General features: G+C 73.3%; 19 protein-coding genes and 3 tRNA genes. 17 read left to right on the top strand and 5 right to left on the bottom strand.

Annotation, left to right across the window (positions count from 1 at the left end):
* The 6 genes from CUT44_RS06075 to CUT44_RS06050 form a co-directional block, all read left to right on the top strand.
* Positions 1-537, top strand: a 537-nt coding sequence (locus CUT44_RS06075) for a GTP-binding protein (RefSeq protein ID WP_100201131.1), incomplete at its 5' end; no start/stop codon positions are given.
* Between the two features lie 150 nt (positions 538-687).
* Positions 688-1470, top strand: coding sequence for a fumarylacetoacetate hydrolase family protein (locus CUT44_RS06070; protein WP_100201116.1), 783 nt, complete (start codon positions 688-690; stop codon positions 1468-1470).
* Positions 1463-2980: a glutamate--tRNA ligase gene (gene gltX / locus CUT44_RS06065; RefSeq protein WP_100201115.1), complete on the top strand. Its 1518-nt coding sequence runs from the start codon at positions 1463-1465 to the stop codon at positions 2978-2980. The genes CUT44_RS06070 and gltX overlap by 8 nt, the downstream gene beginning before the upstream one ends.
* A 170-nt stretch (positions 2981-3150) precedes the next feature.
* Positions 3151-3222, top strand: a tRNA-Gln gene (locus tag CUT44_RS06060).
* A 25-nt stretch (positions 3223-3247) separates the two neighbouring features.
* Positions 3248-3320: transfer RNA gene (locus CUT44_RS06055), tRNA-Glu, on the top strand.
* Between the two features lie 26 nt (positions 3321-3346).
* A tRNA-Glu gene (locus CUT44_RS06050) sits at positions 3347-3419 on the top strand.
* Positions 3420-3573: 154 nt separating this feature from the next.
* On the opposite strand, the gene ndgR is transcribed toward CUT44_RS06050, so the two are convergent.
* Positions 3574-4290 (bottom strand): IclR family transcriptional regulator NdgR, encoded by a 717-nt coding sequence (gene ndgR, locus CUT44_RS06045; protein ID WP_100201114.1) that lies wholly within the window; start codon positions 4288-4290, stop codon positions 3574-3576.
* 153 nt (positions 4291-4443) lie between these two features.
* Here ndgR and leuC point away from each other — a divergent pair, with 153 nt between their 5' ends.
* The 5 genes from leuC to CUT44_RS06020 all read left to right on the top strand — a co-directional run bounded on the left by leuC (position 4444) and on the right by CUT44_RS06020 (position 8041).
* Entirely contained in the window at positions 4444-5868 is a 1425-nt protein-coding gene (gene leuC / locus CUT44_RS06040; protein WP_100201130.1) for a 3-isopropylmalate dehydratase large subunit, read from the top strand.
* A gap of 10 nt (positions 5869-5878) precedes the next feature.
* Positions 5879-6472 (top strand): 3-isopropylmalate dehydratase small subunit, encoded by a 594-nt coding sequence (gene leuD, locus CUT44_RS06035; RefSeq protein ID WP_100201113.1) that lies wholly within the window; start codon positions 5879-5881, stop codon positions 6470-6472.
* 220 nt (positions 6473-6692) lie between these two features.
* Positions 6693-6947: an SCO5555 family protein gene (locus CUT44_RS06030; protein ID WP_100201112.1), complete on the top strand. Its 255-nt coding sequence runs from the start codon at positions 6693-6695 to the stop codon at positions 6945-6947.
* 125 nt (positions 6948-7072) lie between these two features.
* Positions 7073-7693, top strand: coding sequence for an HU family DNA-binding protein (locus tag CUT44_RS06025; RefSeq protein WP_100201111.1), 621 nt, complete (start codon positions 7073-7075; stop codon positions 7691-7693).
* A 102-nt stretch (positions 7694-7795) separates the two neighbouring features.
* Positions 7796-8041 carry a hypothetical protein gene (locus CUT44_RS06020; RefSeq protein ID WP_100201129.1) on the top strand — a complete coding sequence of 82 codons (246 nt, stop codon included), beginning with the start codon at positions 7796-7798 and terminating at the stop codon, positions 8039-8041.
* Here the strand turns inward: CUT44_RS06020 and cofC are convergent.
* Positions 8013-8684: a 2-phospho-L-lactate guanylyltransferase gene (gene cofC, locus CUT44_RS06015; protein ID WP_100201110.1), complete on the bottom strand. Its 672-nt coding sequence runs from the start codon at positions 8682-8684 to the stop codon at positions 8013-8015. The genes CUT44_RS06020 and cofC overlap by 29 nt on opposite strands.
* Positions 8685-8917: 233 nt before the next feature.
* On the opposite strand from cofC, the gene CUT44_RS06010 reads away from it, so the two are divergent.
* The 3 genes from CUT44_RS06010 to CUT44_RS06000 are packed head-to-tail and all read left to right on the top strand — an operon-like array spanning position 8918 to position 11961.
* Positions 8918-9778: a lysophospholipid acyltransferase family protein gene (locus CUT44_RS06010; RefSeq protein ID WP_100201109.1), complete on the top strand. Its 861-nt coding sequence runs from the start codon at positions 8918-8920 to the stop codon at positions 9776-9778.
* On the top strand, positions 9775-10776 hold the full coding sequence (locus CUT44_RS06005; RefSeq protein WP_100201108.1) for an NAD(P)H-dependent glycerol-3-phosphate dehydrogenase: 1002 nt from the start codon (positions 9775-9777) through the stop codon (positions 10774-10776). The genes CUT44_RS06010 and CUT44_RS06005 overlap by 4 nt, the downstream gene beginning before the upstream one ends.
* A gap of 39 nt (positions 10777-10815) precedes the next feature.
* Positions 10816-11961, top strand: coding sequence for a D-alanine--D-alanine ligase family protein (locus tag CUT44_RS06000; RefSeq protein ID WP_100201107.1), 1146 nt, complete (start codon positions 10816-10818; stop codon positions 11959-11961).
* Positions 11962-12063: 102 nt separating this feature from the next.
* Here CUT44_RS06000 and CUT44_RS05995 read toward each other — a convergent pair whose 3' ends face one another.
* Both CUT44_RS05995 and CUT44_RS05990 read right to left on the bottom strand, forming a co-directional pair.
* Positions 12064-12594: a DUF3515 domain-containing protein gene (locus tag CUT44_RS05995; protein WP_269846166.1), complete on the bottom strand. Its 531-nt coding sequence runs from the start codon at positions 12592-12594 to the stop codon at positions 12064-12066.
* 19 nt (positions 12595-12613) lie between these two features.
* Complete coding sequence (locus tag CUT44_RS05990; protein ID WP_100201106.1) at positions 12614-12847, bottom strand: Lrp/AsnC family transcriptional regulator; 234 nt, start codon at positions 12845-12847, stop codon at positions 12614-12616.
* A gap of 251 nt (positions 12848-13098) precedes the next feature.
* On the opposite strand from CUT44_RS05990, the gene CUT44_RS05985 reads away from it, so the two are divergent.
* Both CUT44_RS05985 and thiD read left to right on the top strand, forming a co-directional pair.
* Positions 13099-14043: a thiamine-phosphate kinase gene (locus tag CUT44_RS05985; RefSeq protein WP_233221252.1), complete on the top strand. Its 945-nt coding sequence runs from the start codon at positions 13099-13101 to the stop codon at positions 14041-14043.
* A 69-nt stretch (positions 14044-14112) separates the two neighbouring features.
* Positions 14113-14916, top strand: a complete 804-nt coding sequence (thiD, locus tag CUT44_RS05980; RefSeq protein ID WP_100201104.1) for a bifunctional hydroxymethylpyrimidine kinase/phosphomethylpyrimidine kinase — start codon at positions 14113-14115, stop codon at positions 14914-14916.
* A 168-nt stretch (positions 14917-15084) separates the two neighbouring features.
* Here thiD and rpmB read toward each other — a convergent pair whose 3' ends face one another.
* Positions 15085-15270 (bottom strand): 50S ribosomal protein L28, encoded by a 186-nt coding sequence (rpmB, locus tag CUT44_RS05975; RefSeq protein ID WP_093662092.1) that lies wholly within the window; start codon positions 15268-15270, stop codon positions 15085-15087.
* A 307-nt stretch (positions 15271-15577) separates the two neighbouring features.
* Here rpmB and CUT44_RS05970 point away from each other — a divergent pair, with 307 nt between their 5' ends.
* On the top strand, positions 15578-17308 hold the full coding sequence (locus CUT44_RS05970; RefSeq protein ID WP_100201103.1) for a DAK2 domain-containing protein: 1731 nt from the start codon (positions 15578-15580) through the stop codon (positions 17306-17308).
* The last annotated feature ends 8 nt before the right edge of the window (positions 17309-17316 follow it).

Raw genomic sequence — 17316 nt, 5'->3', positions numbered from 1 at the left:
TCCGCGAAGATCGTGGTGGCGGGCGGGTTCGGCGTGGGCAAGACGACCTTCGTGGGCGCCGTGTCGGAGATCAACCCGCTGCGTACCGAGGCCGTGATGACCGCCGCGTCGGCGGGGATCGACGACCTGACCCACACCGCGGACAAGACCACCACGACGGTGGCGATGGACTTCGGCCGGATCACGCTGGACCAGGACCTGATTCTGTACCTGTTCGGCACCCCCGGGCAGGACCGGTTCTGGTTCATGTGGGACGACCTGGTGCGCGGCGCGATCGGCGCGGTGGTGCTGGTGGACACCAGGCGGCTGGCGGACTGCTTCCCGGCGGTGGACTACTTCGAGAACTCGGGTCTGCCGTTCGTGATCGCGCTGAACGGCTTCGACGGCCACCAGCCCTACACGCCGGAGGAGGTGCGCGAGGCGCTGCAGATCGGTCCGGACGCGCCGATCATCACCACCGACGCCCGGCAGCGGGCGGAGGCCAAGAGCGCCCTGATCACCCTGGTCGAGCACGCCCTCATGGCACGGCTGCGCTGAGCATCCCCGCACGGCCGCCCGCGTACGGCCGCCGTGCCGGTGGCCTCCCGCCCCGGCGGCGCACGGCAAGGCCCCCCACACTCCCGGTGTGCGGGGGCTTACCCTTGAGTGTCAACTCCCACCCGTGAGCAACGAGGGGCAGCACCACCCGTGCGCATCGCCAGATTCTCCGTCGACGGCAACGTCGCGTTCGGAGTCGTGGAAGGGGACGACCAGGCCGGCGGCGACCTCGTCCTCGACATCATCAAGGGCCACCCCTTCGCCGAGTTCGAGCGCTCGGGCCGGCGCGTCCCGGTGGACAAGGTCCGGCTGCTGCCGCCCGTCCTGCCGAACAAGGTGGTGGCGATCGGCCGGAACTACGCCGAGCACGCCGCGGAACTGGGCAACGAGGTCCCCGACGTCCCGACCGCCTTCTTCAAGCCCTCCACCTCGGTGGTCGGGCCCGGCGACCCCATCGTCTACCCGTCCTTCTCCCGCGAACTGCACCACGAGGCCGAGCTCGCCGTGGTGATCGGCCGCATGTGCAGCCAGGTGCCCCGCGAACGGGTGGCGGACGTCATCCTGGGCTACACCTGCGCCAACGACGTCACCGCCCGCGACGTCCAGCGCACCGAGGACCAGTGGGCCCGGGCCAAGGGCTTCGACAGCTCCTGTCCGCTGGGCCCGTGGGTCGTCACCGACGTCGACCCCGCGGACCTGGCGATCATGTGCACCGTCAACGGGGAGCAGCGGCAGCTGGGCCGCACCGGCCAGATGGTGCGCTCCGTCGAGGACCTGGTCGTCCACATCACCGAGGCCATGACGCTGCTCCCCGGCGACGTCGTCCTCACCGGCACCCCGGCGGGGGTCGGCCCCCTCACCGTCGGCGACGAGGTCGCCGTCACCATCGAAGGCATCGGCACTCTCACCAACAAGGTGATCAAGCGTGGCTAGCGCATCTGACGTACGCGTACGGTTCTGTCCCTCGCCGACCGGCAACCCGCATGTGGGTCTGGTCCGCACCGCCCTGTTCAACTGGGCGTTCGCCCGGCACCACGGCGGCACCTTCGTCTTCCGGATCGAGGACACCGACGCCGCCCGCGACTCCGAGGAGTCCTACGGGCAGTTGCTGGACTCGATGCGCTGGCTGGGGCTGACCTGGGACGAGGGCCCGGCGGCGTTCGACGGCGCCTCCGGCGCGGAGGTCGGGCCGCACGCCCCGTACCGTCAGTCGCGGCGCACGGAGATCTACGCCGACGTCGCACGCCGGCTGGAGGAGGCCGGCCACGCCTACCGCTGCTACTGCACCGCCGAGGAGCTGGAGGAGCGCCGCGAGGCCGCCCGGGCGGCCGGGAGGCCCTCGGGCTACGACGGGAAGTGCCGCACCCTCACCGGGGAGCAGCTCGCCGCGTACCGGAGCGAGGAGCGCCCCTCGATCGTCCGCTTCCGGATGCCGGAGGAGCCGATCACCTTCACCGACCTGGTGCGCGGCGAACTGACCTTCGCACCGGAGAACGTCCCCGACTACGGCATCGTCCGGGCCAACGGGGCCCCGCTGTACACACTGGTCAACCCGGTCGACGACGCGCTCATGGAGATCACCCACGTACTGCGCGGCGAGGACCTGCTCTCCTCCACCCCCCGGCAGATCGCCCTGTACCGGGCACTGGCCGAGGTCGGGGTGGGGAGCGGGACGGTCCCGGAGTTCGGGCACCTGCCGTACGTGATGGGGGAGGGCAACAAGAAACTCTCCAAGCGCGACCCGCAGGCCTCGCTCAACCTCTACCGTGAGCGTGGCTTCCTCCCCGAGGGCCTGCTCAACTACCTTGCCCTGCTGGGCTGGTCGATCGCCGAGGACCGGGACGTCTTCTCGCTGGAGGAGATGGTCGCCGCCTTCGAGATCGGGAACGTCAACGCCAACCCGGCGCGCTTCGACCTCAAGAAGTGCGAGGCGATCAACGCCACGCACATCCGCGAACTGGACACCAAGGACTTCGTCGCCCGCTGTGAGCCCTGGCTCACCGCGCCGCACGCCCCGTGGCGGCCGGAGGACTTCGACCGGGCCGCTTTCGAGGCACTCGCCCCGCTGGCCCAGACCCGGCTGACCGTCCTGTCCGACATCACCGCCAACGTCGACTTCCTCTTCCTGCCGGAGCCGGTGTGGGACGAGACCTCCTGGAACAAGGCGATGAAGCCGGGCGCGGACGCCCTGCTGCGCACCGCGCGCGCGAAACTCGCCGAGGCCGCCTGGAACGCCGAGGCGCTCAAGGAGGCGGTCCTGGCGGCGGGGGAGGAGCACGGCCTGAAGCTGGGCAAGGCCCAGGCCCCGGTCCGGGTCGCGGTCACCGGCCGCACCGTCGGCCTGCCGCTCTTCGAGTCCCTGGAGGTCCTGGGCCGCGAGCGCACCCTGGCCCGGGTGGACGCCGCCCTGGCGAGGGCGGCGGCGCCGGCGGGGGGCGCCTGAGCCTCCCGCTGCGGGCCCGCGGCGCCGCGGGCCCGCAGCGGGAACTCGTTTTGGAGCACGGACCACGATCAGGTAGTGTTCTTCCTGTCGCCGAGCGGGGCGGGCAAAAAAGCCAGGCCCTCGCGGAGCGGCCACCCGGACAAAACCCCAGTGAAGGGGTTGAGTTTTGGTGGGGTATGGTGTAATTGGCAGCACGAGTGATTCTGGTTCACTTAGTCTAGGTTCGAGTCCTGGTACCCCAGCGTGATCTTCCCAGCGAGATCCCACGCCCCCGTTGTGTAGCGGCCTAGCACGCCGCCCTCTCAAGGCGGTAGCGCCGGTTCGAATCCGGTCGGGGGTACTCGGTCCCTCGGGACCGTAGCTGGGGCCCCCGTTGTGTAGCGGCCTAGCACGCCGCCCTCTCAAGGCGGTAGCGCCGGTTCGAATCCGGTCGGGGGTACGGGAAAGACGGTAGGGGTCCTCCGCTCAGGCGGAGGGCCCCTACGGCGTTCTGTCACCGCGTGGTTCCTGTCACCGCGTCGTTCTGCCGTCGCCGTTCTGCCGCCGTCCGCCGGGGTCCGCACGGCGCTGTGCGGACTGGGCGGCGGGGCGGGTCAGGCGCCGCGGCGCAGAGCCTCGGACAGCCGGTTGGCGGCCTCCACGATCGCCTGGGCGTGCATCCGGCCCGGGTGACGGGTCAGCCGCTCGATCGGCCCGGAGACCGACACGGCCGCCACCACGCGGTTGGAGGGGCCGCGTACGGGGGCGGAGACGGAGGCGACGCCGGGTTCGCGCTCGCCGATGGACTGGGCCCAGCCGCGCCGCCGTACGCCCGACAGGGCCGTCGCCGTGAAACGGGCGCCCTGCAACCCGCGGTGCAGCCGCTCGGGCTCCTCCCAGGCCATCAGGATCTGGGCGGCCGAACCCGCCTTCATCGGCAGTGTGGAACCGACCGGCACGGTGTCCCGCAGTCCGGACAGCCGCTCCGCCGCGGCCACACAGATCCGCATGTCCCCCTGGCGGCGGTAGAGCTGGGCGCTCTCCCCGGTCACATCGCGCAGATGGGTGAGGATCGGGCCGGCCGAGGCGAGCAGCCGGTCCTCGCCCGCGGCGGCGGCCAGTTCGGCCAGCCGCGGCCCCAGGATGAACCGGCCCTGCATGTCACGGGCCACGAAGCGGTGGTGTTCGAGTGCCACCGCGAGCCGGTGCGCCGTGGGGCGCGCGAGCCCGGTCGCTCCGACCAGTCCGGCGAGGGTGGCCGGACCGGACTCCAGAGCGCTCAAGACCAGAGCCGCTTTGTCGAGTACGCCGACGCCGCTAGAGTTGTCCATGCAACGATACTCGCGTCTCACATTACGAAACGCAAGTTCAAATCCCCCCGTCAGCCGCCAAGCTTGGGTGACAGTCGCCACCCCGGCTCACCCGGAGCGGGCGGCATGGACGTCGAGACGTGGCCGGCGGTGCTGCCGGCCGGAGGGAAAGCGATGGGACGGACACTCGCGGAGAAGGTCTGGGACGATCACGTCGTCCGGCGCGCGGAAGGCGAGCCCGACCTCCTCTACATCGACCTGCACCTGCTGCACGAGGTGACCAGCCCGCAGGCGTTCGACGGGCTGCGCAAGAGCGGACGCCGGGTGCGGCGGACCGACCTCACCATCGCCACCGAGGACCACAACACCCCCACCCTCGACATCGACAAGCCCATCGCCGACCCCGTCTCCCGCACCCAGCTGGAGACGCTGCGCAAGAACTGCGCGGAGTTCGGGGTGCGGCTGCACCCGCTGGGCGACGTCGAGCAGGGCGTCGTCCACGTGGTGGGGCCGCAGCTGGGACTGACCCAGCCGGGCATGACGGTGGTCTGCGGCGACAGCCACACCTCCACGCACGGCGCCTTCGGGGCGCTGGCGTTCGGCATCGGCACCAGCCAGGTCGAGCACGTCCTGGCCACCCAGACCCTGCCGATGGCGCCGTTCAGAACCATGGCGATCACGGTCGACGGCGAGTTGCCCGAGGAGGTGACCGCCAAGGACCTGATCCTGGCGATCATCGCGCGGATCGGCACCGGCGGCGGCCAGGGCTATGTGATCGAGTACCGGGGCCCGACCATCGAGAAGCTGTCGATGGAGGCCCGGATGACCATCTGCAACATGTCCATCGAGGCCGGCGCCCGGGCCGGGATGATCGCCCCGGACGAGACGACCTTCGCGTACCTCAAGGGCCGCGACCACGCGCCCGAGGGCGCCGACTGGGACGCCGCGGTGGAGTACTGGCGGACGCTGCGCACCGACGACGACGCGGTCTTCGACCACGAGGTCGTCATCGACGCCGCCGGGCTGGCGCCGTTCGTCACCTGGGGCACCAACCCCGGCCAGGGCGCGCCGCTGAGCGAGACGGTGCCGGACCCGGCGTCCATCGCCGATCCCAGTGAGAAGCTGGCCGCCGTCAAGGCGCTGGAGTACATGGGCCTCGAGGCCGGGACGCCGCTGCGCGAGATCGCGGTGGACACCGTCTTCGTCGGCTCCTGCACCAACGGCCGCATCGAGGACCTGCGCTCGGCCGCCGCCGTCCTGGCGGGCCGGAGGGTCGCCGACGGAGTACGGATGCTGGTCGTACCCGGCTCGGTGCGGGTCGCCCTGCAGGCCGTGGAGGAAGGGCTGGACAAGGTGTTCACCGCCGCCGGCGCCGAATGGCGGCACGCGGGCTGCTCGATGTGTCTGGGCATGAACCCCGACCAGCTCAAGCCGGGGGAGCGCGCCGCGTCCACCTCCAACCGCAACTTCGAGGGCAGGCAGGGCAAGGGCGGCCGTACCCATCTGGTCTCCCCGCAGGTCGCCGCCGCCACCGCGGTGCTGGGCCGGCTGGCCTCGCCCACCGATCTGTCCGACGTACGCGAGCCCGCGGGAGTCTGAGGACCAAGCCATGGAAGCCTTCACCACACACACCGGCCGGGCCGTTCCGCTGCGCCGCGGCAACGTCGACACCGACCAGATCATCCCCGCGCACTGGCTGAAGAAGGTCACCCGCGACGGTTTCGAGGACGGGCTGTTCGAGGCCTGGCGCAAGGAACCCGAGTTCGTGCTCAACCGACCCGAGCGGCAGGGCGCCACCGTGCTGGTGGCCGGCCCGGACTTCGGCACCGGCTCCTCCCGTGAACACGCCGTCTGGGCGCTGCAGAACTACGGTTTCAAGACCGTGATCTCCGCCCGCTTCGCCGACATCTTCCGCGGCAACTCGCTCAAGAACGGCCTGCTGACGGTCGTCCTGCCGCAGGAGGACGTGGACGCGCTGTGGGAGCTCACCGAGGCCGACCCGGCGGTCGAGATCACCGTGGACCTCGTCGGGCGCAAGGTCACCGCACCCGGCGTCGAGGCCGCCTTCGAGCTGGACGAGAACGCCCGCTGGCGGCTGCTGGAAGGGCTGGACGACATCAGCATCACGCTGCGGCACGAGGACGGCATCGCCGCGTACGAGGCGGAGCGGCCCGCCTACAAGCCGCGGACCCTCACGGCCTGACCGGTCCGGTGCCCGGCCTCGCGGGCGGGCACCGGCGGCCGGCCCGCAAAGCCCTGGAGCGCCCCCGGCATCCCCGCCGGGGGCGCTCGTGCGCGTGGACCCGGGCGGGGCCGCGAAGTCGCCGGTGGCGGCGCGGAGTCGGGACACCCGCAGCCGCCGCCCCACCGGTGGGGCGGCGGCTGCGGGCACGACAACTCGCCCCCAATGACACAATCGAGGCATGGAACGCGACGGTCAACTGCCGCTCCACCAGCTCGTCGCCGCCCGGCTGAAGGAGGCGCACACCGCGGTGCGCACACTGCGGGCCCCCGAGGACGTACGGGTGGGACTCGCCCGGCGACTCCTCGTCATCACGGCCGCCGCCAGGCACGATCCGGCAGGCGCGGCACGGCGTCTGGAGCGTCTGGTGGCGGACCTCGACGCGGGAGTGCTCCCCCGGCACGGAGAAGACCCGCGCGCGGACGGAAGCGTGTGACGGCCGATTCTGTTGCGACACAAGGGTGATTCGCCCGTTTCTGGTTTGATTTGCGGTAAATATCAGCCTAGCGTGCGAAAAAGCTTGGACAGATTCGTTCCGGCAATGCCTCCGAAGGGGAAGACGTGAACAAGGCGCAGCTCGTTGAAGCAATCGCCGACAAGCTCGGCGGACGCCAGCAGGCCGCCGACGCGGTCGACATCGTGCTGGACGCGATCGTCCGCGCGGTCGTCGCCGGTGACCGGGTCTCGGTCACCGGCTTCGGCTCTTTCGAGAAGGTGGAGCGGCCGGCTCGCTACGCCCGCAACCCCCAGACCGGCGAGCGCGTCAGGGTCAAGAAGACCTCCGTCCCCCGCTTCCGGGCCGGCCAGGGCTTCAAGGACCTGGTCAGCGGCGCGAAGAAGCTCCCCAAGAACGACGTGGCCGTGAAGAAGGCGCCCAAGGGCAGCCTCTCGGGCGGCACCGCCACCCGCAAGGCGACCGCCAAGAAGGCCGCCGCCAAGAAGACGGCCCCGGCGAAGCGGGCAGCGGCCAAGAAGACCACCCCGGTGAAGAAGTCCACCGCCACTGCCGCCGCCACCAAGAAGGCCGCTCCGGCGAAGAAGTCCACCACGAAGAAGGCGGCGGCGAAGAAGTCCGCCGCCAAGAAGGCCCCGGCCAAGAAGTCCACCGCCAAGAAGGCCCCCGCCCGCCGGAACCCGGCGCGCAAGACCACCGCCAAGCGGGCCGCCGCCCGCCGGAAGTGAGGCGTACCCGTCCGACCGCGCCGGGCCGGGCTCCCGGGGAGCCCGGCCCGTGACCCGTCCGGACCCCGGACCTTCGGGCCCGGAACGGCTAGGCTCGTGGCCATGCAGGCCACCGCGTACACCTACGACCCCGAGACCCGCAGCGGCAGCGTGCTCCTCGACGACGGCACGCCCCTCCCCTTCGACACCGCCGCCTTCGACGCGGGCGGTCTGCGGCTGCTGCGCCCGGGCCAGCGGGTGCGGATCGAGGTCGCCGCCGGCCCGGGCACCGACCCGGGCCCCGGCCCCGGCACCGGTGACGGGGCGGCGGAGCGGCGGATCACGCTGGTGACACTGCAGACGTTCTGAGGGTGTGCGGGCCCACCCCCAGCACCAGTGCCGCGGCCAGGTCCGCGCCGGTGTCCACGTCCCGCCGTACGCTCTCCACCCCGGGCAGGACGATCTCCACCGCGCCGGACCGCAGATGACGCGCCCGCGAGGGGCCGCCGAAGGCCGGTGCCAGCGGGGTGCCGCCGACCGCGGTGAGCACGGTGGTGCCGACTCCGGCGGCGTCGGCCAGGAAGGCCCGCGGGTACTCCCGCGCCGCGCCGAGCACCCGGGCCAGCTCGTCCGGCCGCAGTGCGGGGAGGTCCGCGTTCAGCGCGGCCACCGCGGCGCCCGGGCACCGCGCCCGTACGGCCGCCTCGCCGTGCTCCAGCGCGGCGTTCAGCCCCGCGCCCGGCACGTCCGGCACGATCCGGGCCCCCAGCAGGGCCAGTTCCGCCCCCGCCCGCGGGTCGTCGGTGACGACCACCACACCCGACACCGTAGGGCAGGCCGCCGCGGCGGCCACCGTGTCCTGGGCGAAGGCCAGTGCCAGCCGGGACCGCAGCCGGTCACCGGCCGCCGCGGCGAGCCTGCTCTTCGCCCGTGCCAGGGGCTTGAGGGGCACGAGCAGTGTCCAGCCGGGCACGTTCCCCGGCCCGCCGCCGCACCGTTCCGTCTCCGTCATCGGTCCCCGCTCCCGGCGTCCTCGGTGTCCATGGCCTCTCCGGTGTCCCCGGCCTCCCGTCCGGCCTCCCGTCCGGCCCCCGTTCCTCGCTCCCCGTTTCCCGAGCACCGCCGGAGCCGTCCGCCGCCACCGGGGTTACGGTGTGCTCGACAGGGCGACGACCCGGGGTGACACTTGTGCGGTTGTTCCCGGCGGCGCGTGCGCCGAAGCAGGCAAGAGGAGATGGTGTCCGGGTGTCCCGCCGCAGAATCGGCTTCTGGTACCGCTTGGCCGCGGCTTTGGTGAAACCGCCCCTGGTGGTGCTGTTCAAGCGGGACTGGCGTGGAACGGAGCATATTCCGGCCGAGGGGGGATTCATCACCGCGGTGAATCACAACTCCTATCTCGACCCGCTCTCCTACGCCCACTTCCAGTACAACACCGGACGCGTCCCCCGGTTCCTGGCCAAGGAGTCCCTTTTCCGGGGCGGATTCGTGGGCCGGGTGATGCGCGGCACCGGCCAGATTCCCGTCTACCGGGACACCGCCGACGCCGCGGCCGCCTTCCGGGCCGCCGTCGAGGCGATCAACAAGGGCGAGTGCGTGGCCTTCTACCCGGAGGGCACCCTCACCCGCGACCCCGCCCTGTGGCCGATGGAGGGCAAGACGGGCGCCGCCCGCGTCGCCCTGCTCACCAAGGCGCCCGTCGTCCCCGTCGCCCAGTGGGGAGCCCACGAGGCCGTGCCGCCGTACGCCAGGCGGAAGAGGATCCGGCTCTTCCCCCGCAAGACCCTCAGGGTGCTGGCCGGACCGCCCGTCGACCTGTCGCGGTTCCACGGCCGGGAACCCACCGCGGAACTGCTGGACGAGGCCACCGACGTCATCATGGACGCCGTCACGGAACAGCTGGCCGAGCTGCGCGGCGAACCGGCGCCCCTCCAGCGCTGGGGCCGCCGCGCGGCACTCGCCGCGGACCGGCGCGGGACCGCCGGGCGGACCGGCGCGGGGAACACCGCGGAGAGCACCACGAAGAACACCGGCACGACCGGCGGGAAGACCGCCGCCAGGAACGACACCGCCGCCGGCCCCGCGGCCGCCGAGGGAGAGAGCGCGTGACGCGAGTCGCCGTCTACGGCACCGGATCCTGGGGCACCGCCTTCGCGATGGTGCTCGCCGACGCGGGCTGCGAGGTGACCTTGTGGGGCCGCCGCGCGGAGCTGGCCGAGGCGGTCAACACCACCCGCGCCAACCCCGACTACCTGCCGGACATCACCCTCCCCGACGCCGTCCGCGCCACCACCGACCCGGCCGAGGCGGCCGACGGCGTCCGGTTCGCGGTGCTGGCCGTACCCTCCCAGACCCTGCGCGGCAACCTCTCGGAGTGGGCGCCGCTGCTGCCGCCCGACACCGTGCTCGTCTCCCTGATGAAGGGCGTCGAACTCGGCACCGCCAAGCGGATGAGCGAGGTCATCGCGGAGGTCGCCGGGGCCGGCCCGGACCGGATCGCGGTGCTGTCCGGCCCCAACCTCGCCCGGGAGATCGCCGAGCGGCAGCCGGCCGCCAGTGTCGTCGCCTGCCGCGACGAGGAGGTGGCCCGGCGGCTGCAGACCGCCTGCCACACCCCGTACTTCCGCCCGTACACCAACACCGACGTCGTCGGCTGCGAGCTGGGCGGAGCCGTGAAGAACGTCATCGCGCTGGCCGTCGGCATCGCCGACGGCATGGGCCTGGGCGACAACGCCAAGGCCTCGCTGATCACCCGCGGCCTGGCCGAGACCACCCGGCTCGGCCTGGCCATGGGCGCCGACGCGCACACCTTCGCCGGGCTGGCGGGCCTGGGCGACCTGGTCGCCACCTGCTCCTCGCCGCTGTCGCGCAACAACACCTTCGGCCACAACCTCGGCAAGGGCATGACCCTGGCGGAGACCATCGCGGTCACCCGGCAGACCGCCGAGGGCGTCAAGTCCTGCGAGTCCGTGCTGGACCTGGCCCGGCGGCACGGCGTCGACATGCCCATCACCGAGACCGTCGTCGACATCGTCCACGAGGGGAAGCCGCCACTGGTCGCCCTGAAGGAACTGATGTCGCGCAGCGCCAAGCCCGAGCGCCGCTGACCGCCCCGACACCACCGCGTTAGGTAGTCTCAGCCGGATATGAGCAGCCAGTCCTCTTCCCAGAACCCCCGGCGGCCGCGCGTCGCCGTCGTCTTCGGCGGCCGCAGCTCGGAGCACGCGATCTCCGTGGTCACCGCGGGCGCCGTACTGCGGGCCATCGACCGCACCGCGTACGACGTCCTGCCCATCGGCATCACCGCGGACGGCCGCTGGGCGCTGACCGCCGACGAGCCCGACCGGATGGCGATCTCCGGCCGGGAGCTGCCCAGTGTGGAGCAGCTCGCCGAGTCCGACACCGGCTCGGTCCTGCTGCCCGTCGAGCCGGCCAGCCGGGAGGTGGTCTACACCGAGCCCGGCTCGGTGCCCAAGGCGCTCGGCGAGGTCGATGTCGTCTTCCCCGTGCTGCACGGCCCGTACGGCGAGGACGGCACGCTCCAGGGACTGCTGGAACTCGCCGGAGTGCCCTACGTCGGCTCGGGTGTGCTCGCCTCGGCGGTCGGCATGGACAAGGAGTACATGAAGCGGGTCTTCACCTCCTTCGGGCTGCCCGTCGGCCCGTACACGGTGATCCGGCCGCGCGAGTGGGAAAGGGACGAGGCGGCCGTCCGCGGGCGGGTCGCGGACTTCGCGGACGAGCACGGCTGGCCGGTCTTCGTGAAGCCCGCCCGGGCCGGTTCCTCCATGGGCATCACCAAGGTCGGCGACCTCTCCGCACTGGACGAGGCGATCACCGAGGCCCGCCGGCACGACCCCAAGGTCATCGTGGAGTCGCTGCTGCGCGGCCGTGAGATCGAGTGCGGTGTCCTGGAGTTCGAGGACGGGCCGCGCGCCAGCCTCCCCGCCGAGATCCCGCCGGCCGCCGCCCACGACTTCTACGACTTCGAGGCCAAGTACATCGACTCCGCCGAGGGCGTCGTGCCCGCCCCGCTGACCGGCGAGCAGACCGGCCGGGTGCAGGCGCTGGCGGTGCGCGCCTTCGAGGCGGCCTCCTGCGAGGGACTGGTCCGCGCGGACTTCTTCCTGACGGAGGACGGCGAGTTCGTCATCAACGAGATCAACACGATGCCCGGCTTCACCCCCATCTCCATGTACCCGCGCATGTGGGAGGCGAGCGGTGTCGGCTACCCCGAACTGGTCGACCGGCTCATCCGGGCCGCGCTGAGCCGCTCGACCGGACTGCGCTGAGCGGGCCGGAAGGGCCGGAGGAACCGCCGGGAACGCCGTCGCCCCGGTCCACCGGACCGGGGCGACGGCGTTCCCGGCGGCCGTCGGCGGCGGCCGCCGCCGTCACAGCGGCTGCTCGGGGACCGCGCCGCGCACCGCGTCCGCGAGATCGACCAGGGCGTTGATCTCGGGCCGGTACGCGTCGGGCACCGTCACCCGTACGAAGGCCTCACGGCCGGTGGTGGTGAACCGGTAGCCGCCGTCCTGCTTCTCCAGCAGCCAGGAGACGCCGTCGACCTCCACCGCCTCGGCGGTCGGGTTGTAGTGTTCACTGCCGGGTGTGAGCACCTCGGGCCGCGGCACCCCGCAGCCCAGCTCGATCGCGGGATCACCCCATACGGCGGCGTACCGCGTACCGGGCGTGAGCGTGACCCGACGCTGCCCGTCCACCCGTTCCGGCAGCGCCTCGTACAGCGCGCGGCAGGCCGCCGCGGCCGGGCCGGTGGGCGTCGGCACGGGCGGACGGGGCGCGTCACCGGCGGACGTACAGCCGGCCAGCGTGATGAACGCGGCGGCCGCGGCGCTCAGTGAGACGGCGGCCTTGGCGGCCGACGCCGCGGACAGCGGGAGGCACCGGCGGGGCGAGAAGCTCACCGGACGAGCATACGAGGGGTTACAGATGCACGACCGGGCAGGTCAGGGTCCGTGTGATGCCCTCCACCCGCTGGATCCGGGCCACCACCATACGGCCGAGGTCGTCCACGGTGTCGGCCTGCGCGCGCACGATCACGTCGTAGGGACCGGTCACGTCCTCGGCCTGGATCACCCCCGGAATCCCGCCGACCGTCTCGGCGACGGTCGACGCCTTGCCGACCTCTGTCTGGATCAGGATGTACGCCTGTACCACGGAACCTCCAGGGCGGCTACGAGGATCATGGGGGAAGAAGGGACGCCACGGTACCGCGTGGCCGACGCCACCGGGGAGACCCGCACCGCGGGCGGGCGCGGCAGGTCCGTGGGGCGGCGGACCGGCGGGCCGGCCGCGGCGGTACCGTTCGAGCGCACTGACGAAGGGGCACGACGATGCTGAGCTCTCCCGGTGGGCACCCTCTCCCCCGATTCTCCTCCTCGGACGCCCCCAGGACCCCCGGCCGGACCGTGGGGGAGCTCGGGGAGTTCGGGCTGATCCGGGAACTCACCGCGCGGATCACCCCCACCCCGGCCGTACGGATCGGCCCGGGTGACGACGCGGCCGTGGTCGCCGCGCCCGACCGGCGTGTCGTGGCCAGCACGGACCTGTTGCTGGAGGGTCGGCACTTCCGGCGCGACTGGTCCACCGCCTACGACGTCGGCCGCAAGGCGGCGGCGCAGAACCTGGCCGACATCGCGGCCATGGGAGCCGAGCCCACCGCGCTGCTGCTCGGCCTGGTCGTCCCCGCCGAACTGCCGGCCACCTGGCCCACCGAACTGATGGACGGGCTGCACGACGAGTGCCGGGTGGCGGGCGCGGCCGTGGTCGGCGGCGATCTGGTGCGCGGTGACACCATCACCGTGGCGATCACCGCGCTGGGGGACCTGCAGGGCCGCGAGCCGGTCACTCGCGGCGGCGCCCGGCCCGGTGACGTCGTCGCGGTGACCGGCTGGCTGGGCTGGTCGGCGGCCGGGTACACCGTGCTGGCCCGCGGGTTCCGCTCCCCGCGCGCCTTCGTCGAGGCCCACCGCCGTCCCGAGCCGCCGTACCAGGCGGGTCCCGCGGCGGCCGGTCTGGGCGCGACCGCGATGACCGACGTCAGCGACGGGCTCGTCGCCGACCTCGGGCACATCGCCGAGGCCAGCAAGGTCCGCATCGACGTGCGCTCGGCCGCGCTGGACATCCCCGCCCAGATGTCCGACATCGGTCAGGCGGTGGGCGTCGACCCGCTGCAGTGGGTGCTCACCGGGGGAGAGGACCACGCGATCGTCGCCACCTTCCCGCCCGGCACCAAACTGCCCGCCCGCTGGAGCCGCATCGGCGAGGTGCTCCATCCCTCCGCGGCACCGCAGGTGACGGTGGACGGTGCCACCTGGACCGGGGCGAGCGGCTGGGACCACTTCGGGGACTGAGCCGCCGGCGGGTTCCCGGCCCCAGGACCGGGCAGGGGCGGCCGGGCGATCCGGCCGTAGGCTGCGGGCATGCGTACACCACCACCGCGGGTGCTCACCGTCGCCGGATCCGACTCGGGCGGCGGGGCGGGCATCCAGGCCGACCTGAAGACCATGCTGGCGCTGGGCACTCACGGGATGAGCGTGCTCACCGCCGTCACCGCGCAGAACTCCCTGGGCGTCCAGGGCGCCTGGGAGCTTCCCGCCGAGGCCGTGCGGCAGCAGTTCCGCAGTGTCGTGGACGACATCGGGACACAGGCGGTCAAGACCGGCATGCTGGCGACCGCCGAGCTGGTCGAGACGGTCGCCGAACTGCTGGACGGCCTGCCGGTACCGGTGGTCGTCGACCCCGTGGGCGTCTCCAAGCACGGTGACCCGCTGCTGGCCGCCGACGCCCTCCACGCGGTGCGCACCGCGCTGCTGCCGAAGGCCACCGTGGCCACCCCCAACCTCGACGAGGTCGCCCAGCTCACCGGTGTACGGGTGGAGACCGAGGCCGATCTGCCGCGCGCCGCGGCGGCGGTCCTGGCGTACGGACCGCGCTGGACGCTGATCAAGGGCGGCCACCTCAAGGACGGGGAAGCCGTGGACCTGCTCACCGACGGCACCGACGAGCACTGGCTGCGCGCACCGCGTCACGACAACCGCCACACCCACGGCACCGGCTGCACCCTCGCCGCCGCGGTCGCCGCCGAACTGGCCAAGGGGCGCTCCGTCCCCGAGGCGGCCGGTGCGGCCAAGGAGTACGTGACGGGTGCCATCGCCGCGGGGTTCGCACTGGGCGGGGGCATCGGGCCGGTGGACCACGGCTGGCGCCCGGGCCGGGGCGGCTGAGCCGCCGGCACCGGCGTTCCGTACCCGGGCATGCCGAAAAGCCGGTCCACCGGGGGTGGACCGGCCTGCGGGCAGCCGGCGGGGCGCCGGCCGAGGCGGCTCGCCGGGGGTCGCGTCAGCGCGGGACCGGACCGTCCCCGCCGCGGCGGGGACGGTTCAGGCGCGCTTTCAGCGCGAGACCTTGCCGGCCTTGATGCACGAGGTGCACACGTTGAGCCGCTTCGGCGTCCGACCGACCATCGCACGCACCCGCTGGATGTTGGGGTTCCAACGGCGGGACGTACGGCGGTGCGAGTGCGAGATGTTGTTGCCGAAGCCCGGCCCCTTGCCGCAGACGTCGCAGTTGGCAGCCACGGGTCACTCCAAAGACTTCAGATGCACTTACGGTGAAATCCCGGCACGGGCAGGATCACGGATGACCGGCACCGCCAGGGAATGGGATGAGCCCGACTGGGGTCAGGCAACCGGAGCAGCATACCCCGGCCGTATCCGGACCACGAAATCACCATGGCCGGCCGGCGCCGTTCTCCCGGCTTTCCCCGGCTCTTCCCGGCCTTACCCCGGCCCCCGGGGCGGACCGGCCCCGCCACCGCACTAGCCTTCGGCCGTCGCACACCGGCCACCGGCCACCGCCCGCAGACCACCCCCGAGGAGGCCACCCGTGCCGCATCCGCTCGACGCCGCCGCGGTACGCGACTGGTGTGTCCGGGCGCTCGACGCACTGGGCCGGGCCCGCGAGACGATCGACGCGATCAACGTCTATCCGGTGGCGGACGCGGACACCGGCACCAATCTCTACCTGACCATGGAGTCGGCCGCCCGGGCGGTGGAGGCGGCCTGGGCCGGGGAGCCCACCCCGGCTCAGGCCGTACGGGCCATGGCCCACGGCGCGCTGATCGGCGCGCGCGGCAACTCCGGGACGATCCTGGCGCAGTTGCTGCGCGGTATGGCCGAGGAGATCGGCGCGGCGGAGGAGGCGGAGGAGGCGGCGGAGCAGGGGGTGGAACGGAGGGCGGAGAGCCCGGAAGGGGGCCGGACGGCGGGCGGGCCGGACGGTGCCGAACTGCTGCGGCGTGCCCTGGAGCGGGCCGCCGTGTCGGCCCGGGCGGCGGTGGCGCATCCGGTGGAGGGCACCGTGCTCACCGTGGCCGCGGCCGCCGCGGCCGCCGCCACGGTCTCGGCCGGGGACTGCGCGGCGGTGGCGCGGGCCGCCTGGTCGGCGGCCCGCGCCGCGCTCCGGGAGACTCCCCGGCAGCTGGCGGAACTGTCCCGCGCCGGTGTGGTGGACGCGGGCGGCTACGGCCTGGTCACGGTCCTGGGCGCACTGGTCGGGGCGCTCTCCGGGGAGCGCCCGGCGGACCCGGTCGCCGAACCGGCCGCCTGCGGCCCCGCGGCCGGGACCGGGGAGGGCCCCGACGCCGGGGCGGACACCGCGACCGGTCCGGAGGCGGGCGGACCGGCACCGGACGGCGGACCGGCCTACGAGGTCATCTACCTGCTGGAGGCCGGCGACGAGGCCGTCGCCGCCCTGCGGTCCCGGCTCGACGCACTGGGCGACTCCCTGGTGGTGGTCGGCGGCGACGGACTGTGGAACGTCCATGTCCATGTGGACGACCCCGGCGCCGCGGTGGAGGCCGGCATCGAGGCGGGCCGCCCGTTCCGCATCCGGATCACGCACTTCGGCGGCGGCCGGCCGGCACACCGCGCCCGCGACCGCGCCGCCGACGGCACCGTCTCCCGTGCCGTGGTGGCGGTGGTGCCCGGCGACGGGCTGGCCGCCCTGTGCGCGGCGGCGGGTGCGGCGGCCGTGACCGTACGCCCCGGTGAGCCGCCCGCCAGTGGCGAACTGGCGCAGGCGCTGCGGCGGGTGGGGACCGGTGAGGTCGTCCTGCTGCCCAACGACCCGGAGCTGCGGCACACCGCCGCCGCGGCGGCCGAGCAGGCCCGTGCCGAGGGGCTGCGGGTCGCCATCATCCCCACCCGCTCCCCGGTGCAGGGCCTGGCCGCGCTCGCCGTGCACGAGCCCGCCCGCCGCTTCGACGAGGACGTCGTCGCCATGACCTCGGCCGCCGGGGCCACCCGGTACGGCGAGCTGTGCGTCGCCGAGCGGCAGTCGTGGACCACCGCCGGGGTCTGCCAGGCCGGGGACGTGCTCGGACTCATCGACGGGGACGTGGCGCTGATCGGCGCGGAACCGGAACGGGTGGCCGCCGCGGTGCTGGACCGGATGCTCTCGGCGGGCGGCGAACTGGTGACACTGGTGGTCGGCGCGGACGCGCCCGAGGGCCTGGCGGGACGCCTGGAGCGGCACGTACGGCGGACCCACCTGGCCGTGGACACCCTCGTCTACGAGGGGCGGCAGAGCGGGCCGCTGCTGATCGGTGTGGAGTGACCGCGGCC

The organism is Streptomyces carminius, from assembly GCF_002794255.1.
Classification (GTDB): domain Bacteria; phylum Actinomycetota; class Actinomycetes; order Streptomycetales; family Streptomycetaceae; genus Streptomyces; species Streptomyces carminius.
Note: the sequence above shows the minus strand (reverse complement) of the source record. Positions and strands in the feature narration are given on the sequence as shown.

Bases quoted from the DNA above. Each gene is read 5' to 3' on its own strand.
- leuD (WP_100201113.1), top strand. From the start codon at position 5,879: ATGGAAGCCTTCACCACACACACCGGCCGGGCCGTTCCGCTGCGCCGC.
- CUT44_RS06030 (WP_100201112.1), top strand. From the start codon at position 6,693: ATGGAACGCGACGGTCAACTGCCGCTCCACCAGCTCGTCGCCGCCCGG.
- CUT44_RS06020 (WP_100201129.1), top strand. From the start codon at position 7,796: ATGCAGGCCACCGCGTACACCTACGACCCCGAGACCCGCAGCGGCAGC.
- cofC (WP_100201110.1), bottom strand. From the start codon at position 8,684: ATGACGGAGACGGAACGGTGCGGCGGCGGGCCGGGGAACGTGCCCGGC.
- CUT44_RS06000 (WP_100201107.1), top strand. From the start codon at position 10,816: ATGAGCAGCCAGTCCTCTTCCCAGAACCCCCGGCGGCCGCGCGTCGCC.
- ndgR (WP_100201114.1), bottom strand. From the start codon at position 4,290: ATGGACAACTCTAGCGGCGTCGGCGTACTCGACAAAGCGGCTCTGGTC.
- leuC (WP_100201130.1), top strand. From the start codon at position 4,444: ATGGGACGGACACTCGCGGAGAAGGTCTGGGACGATCACGTCGTCCGG.
- thiD (WP_100201104.1), top strand. From the start codon at position 14,113: ATGCGTACACCACCACCGCGGGTGCTCACCGTCGCCGGATCCGACTCG.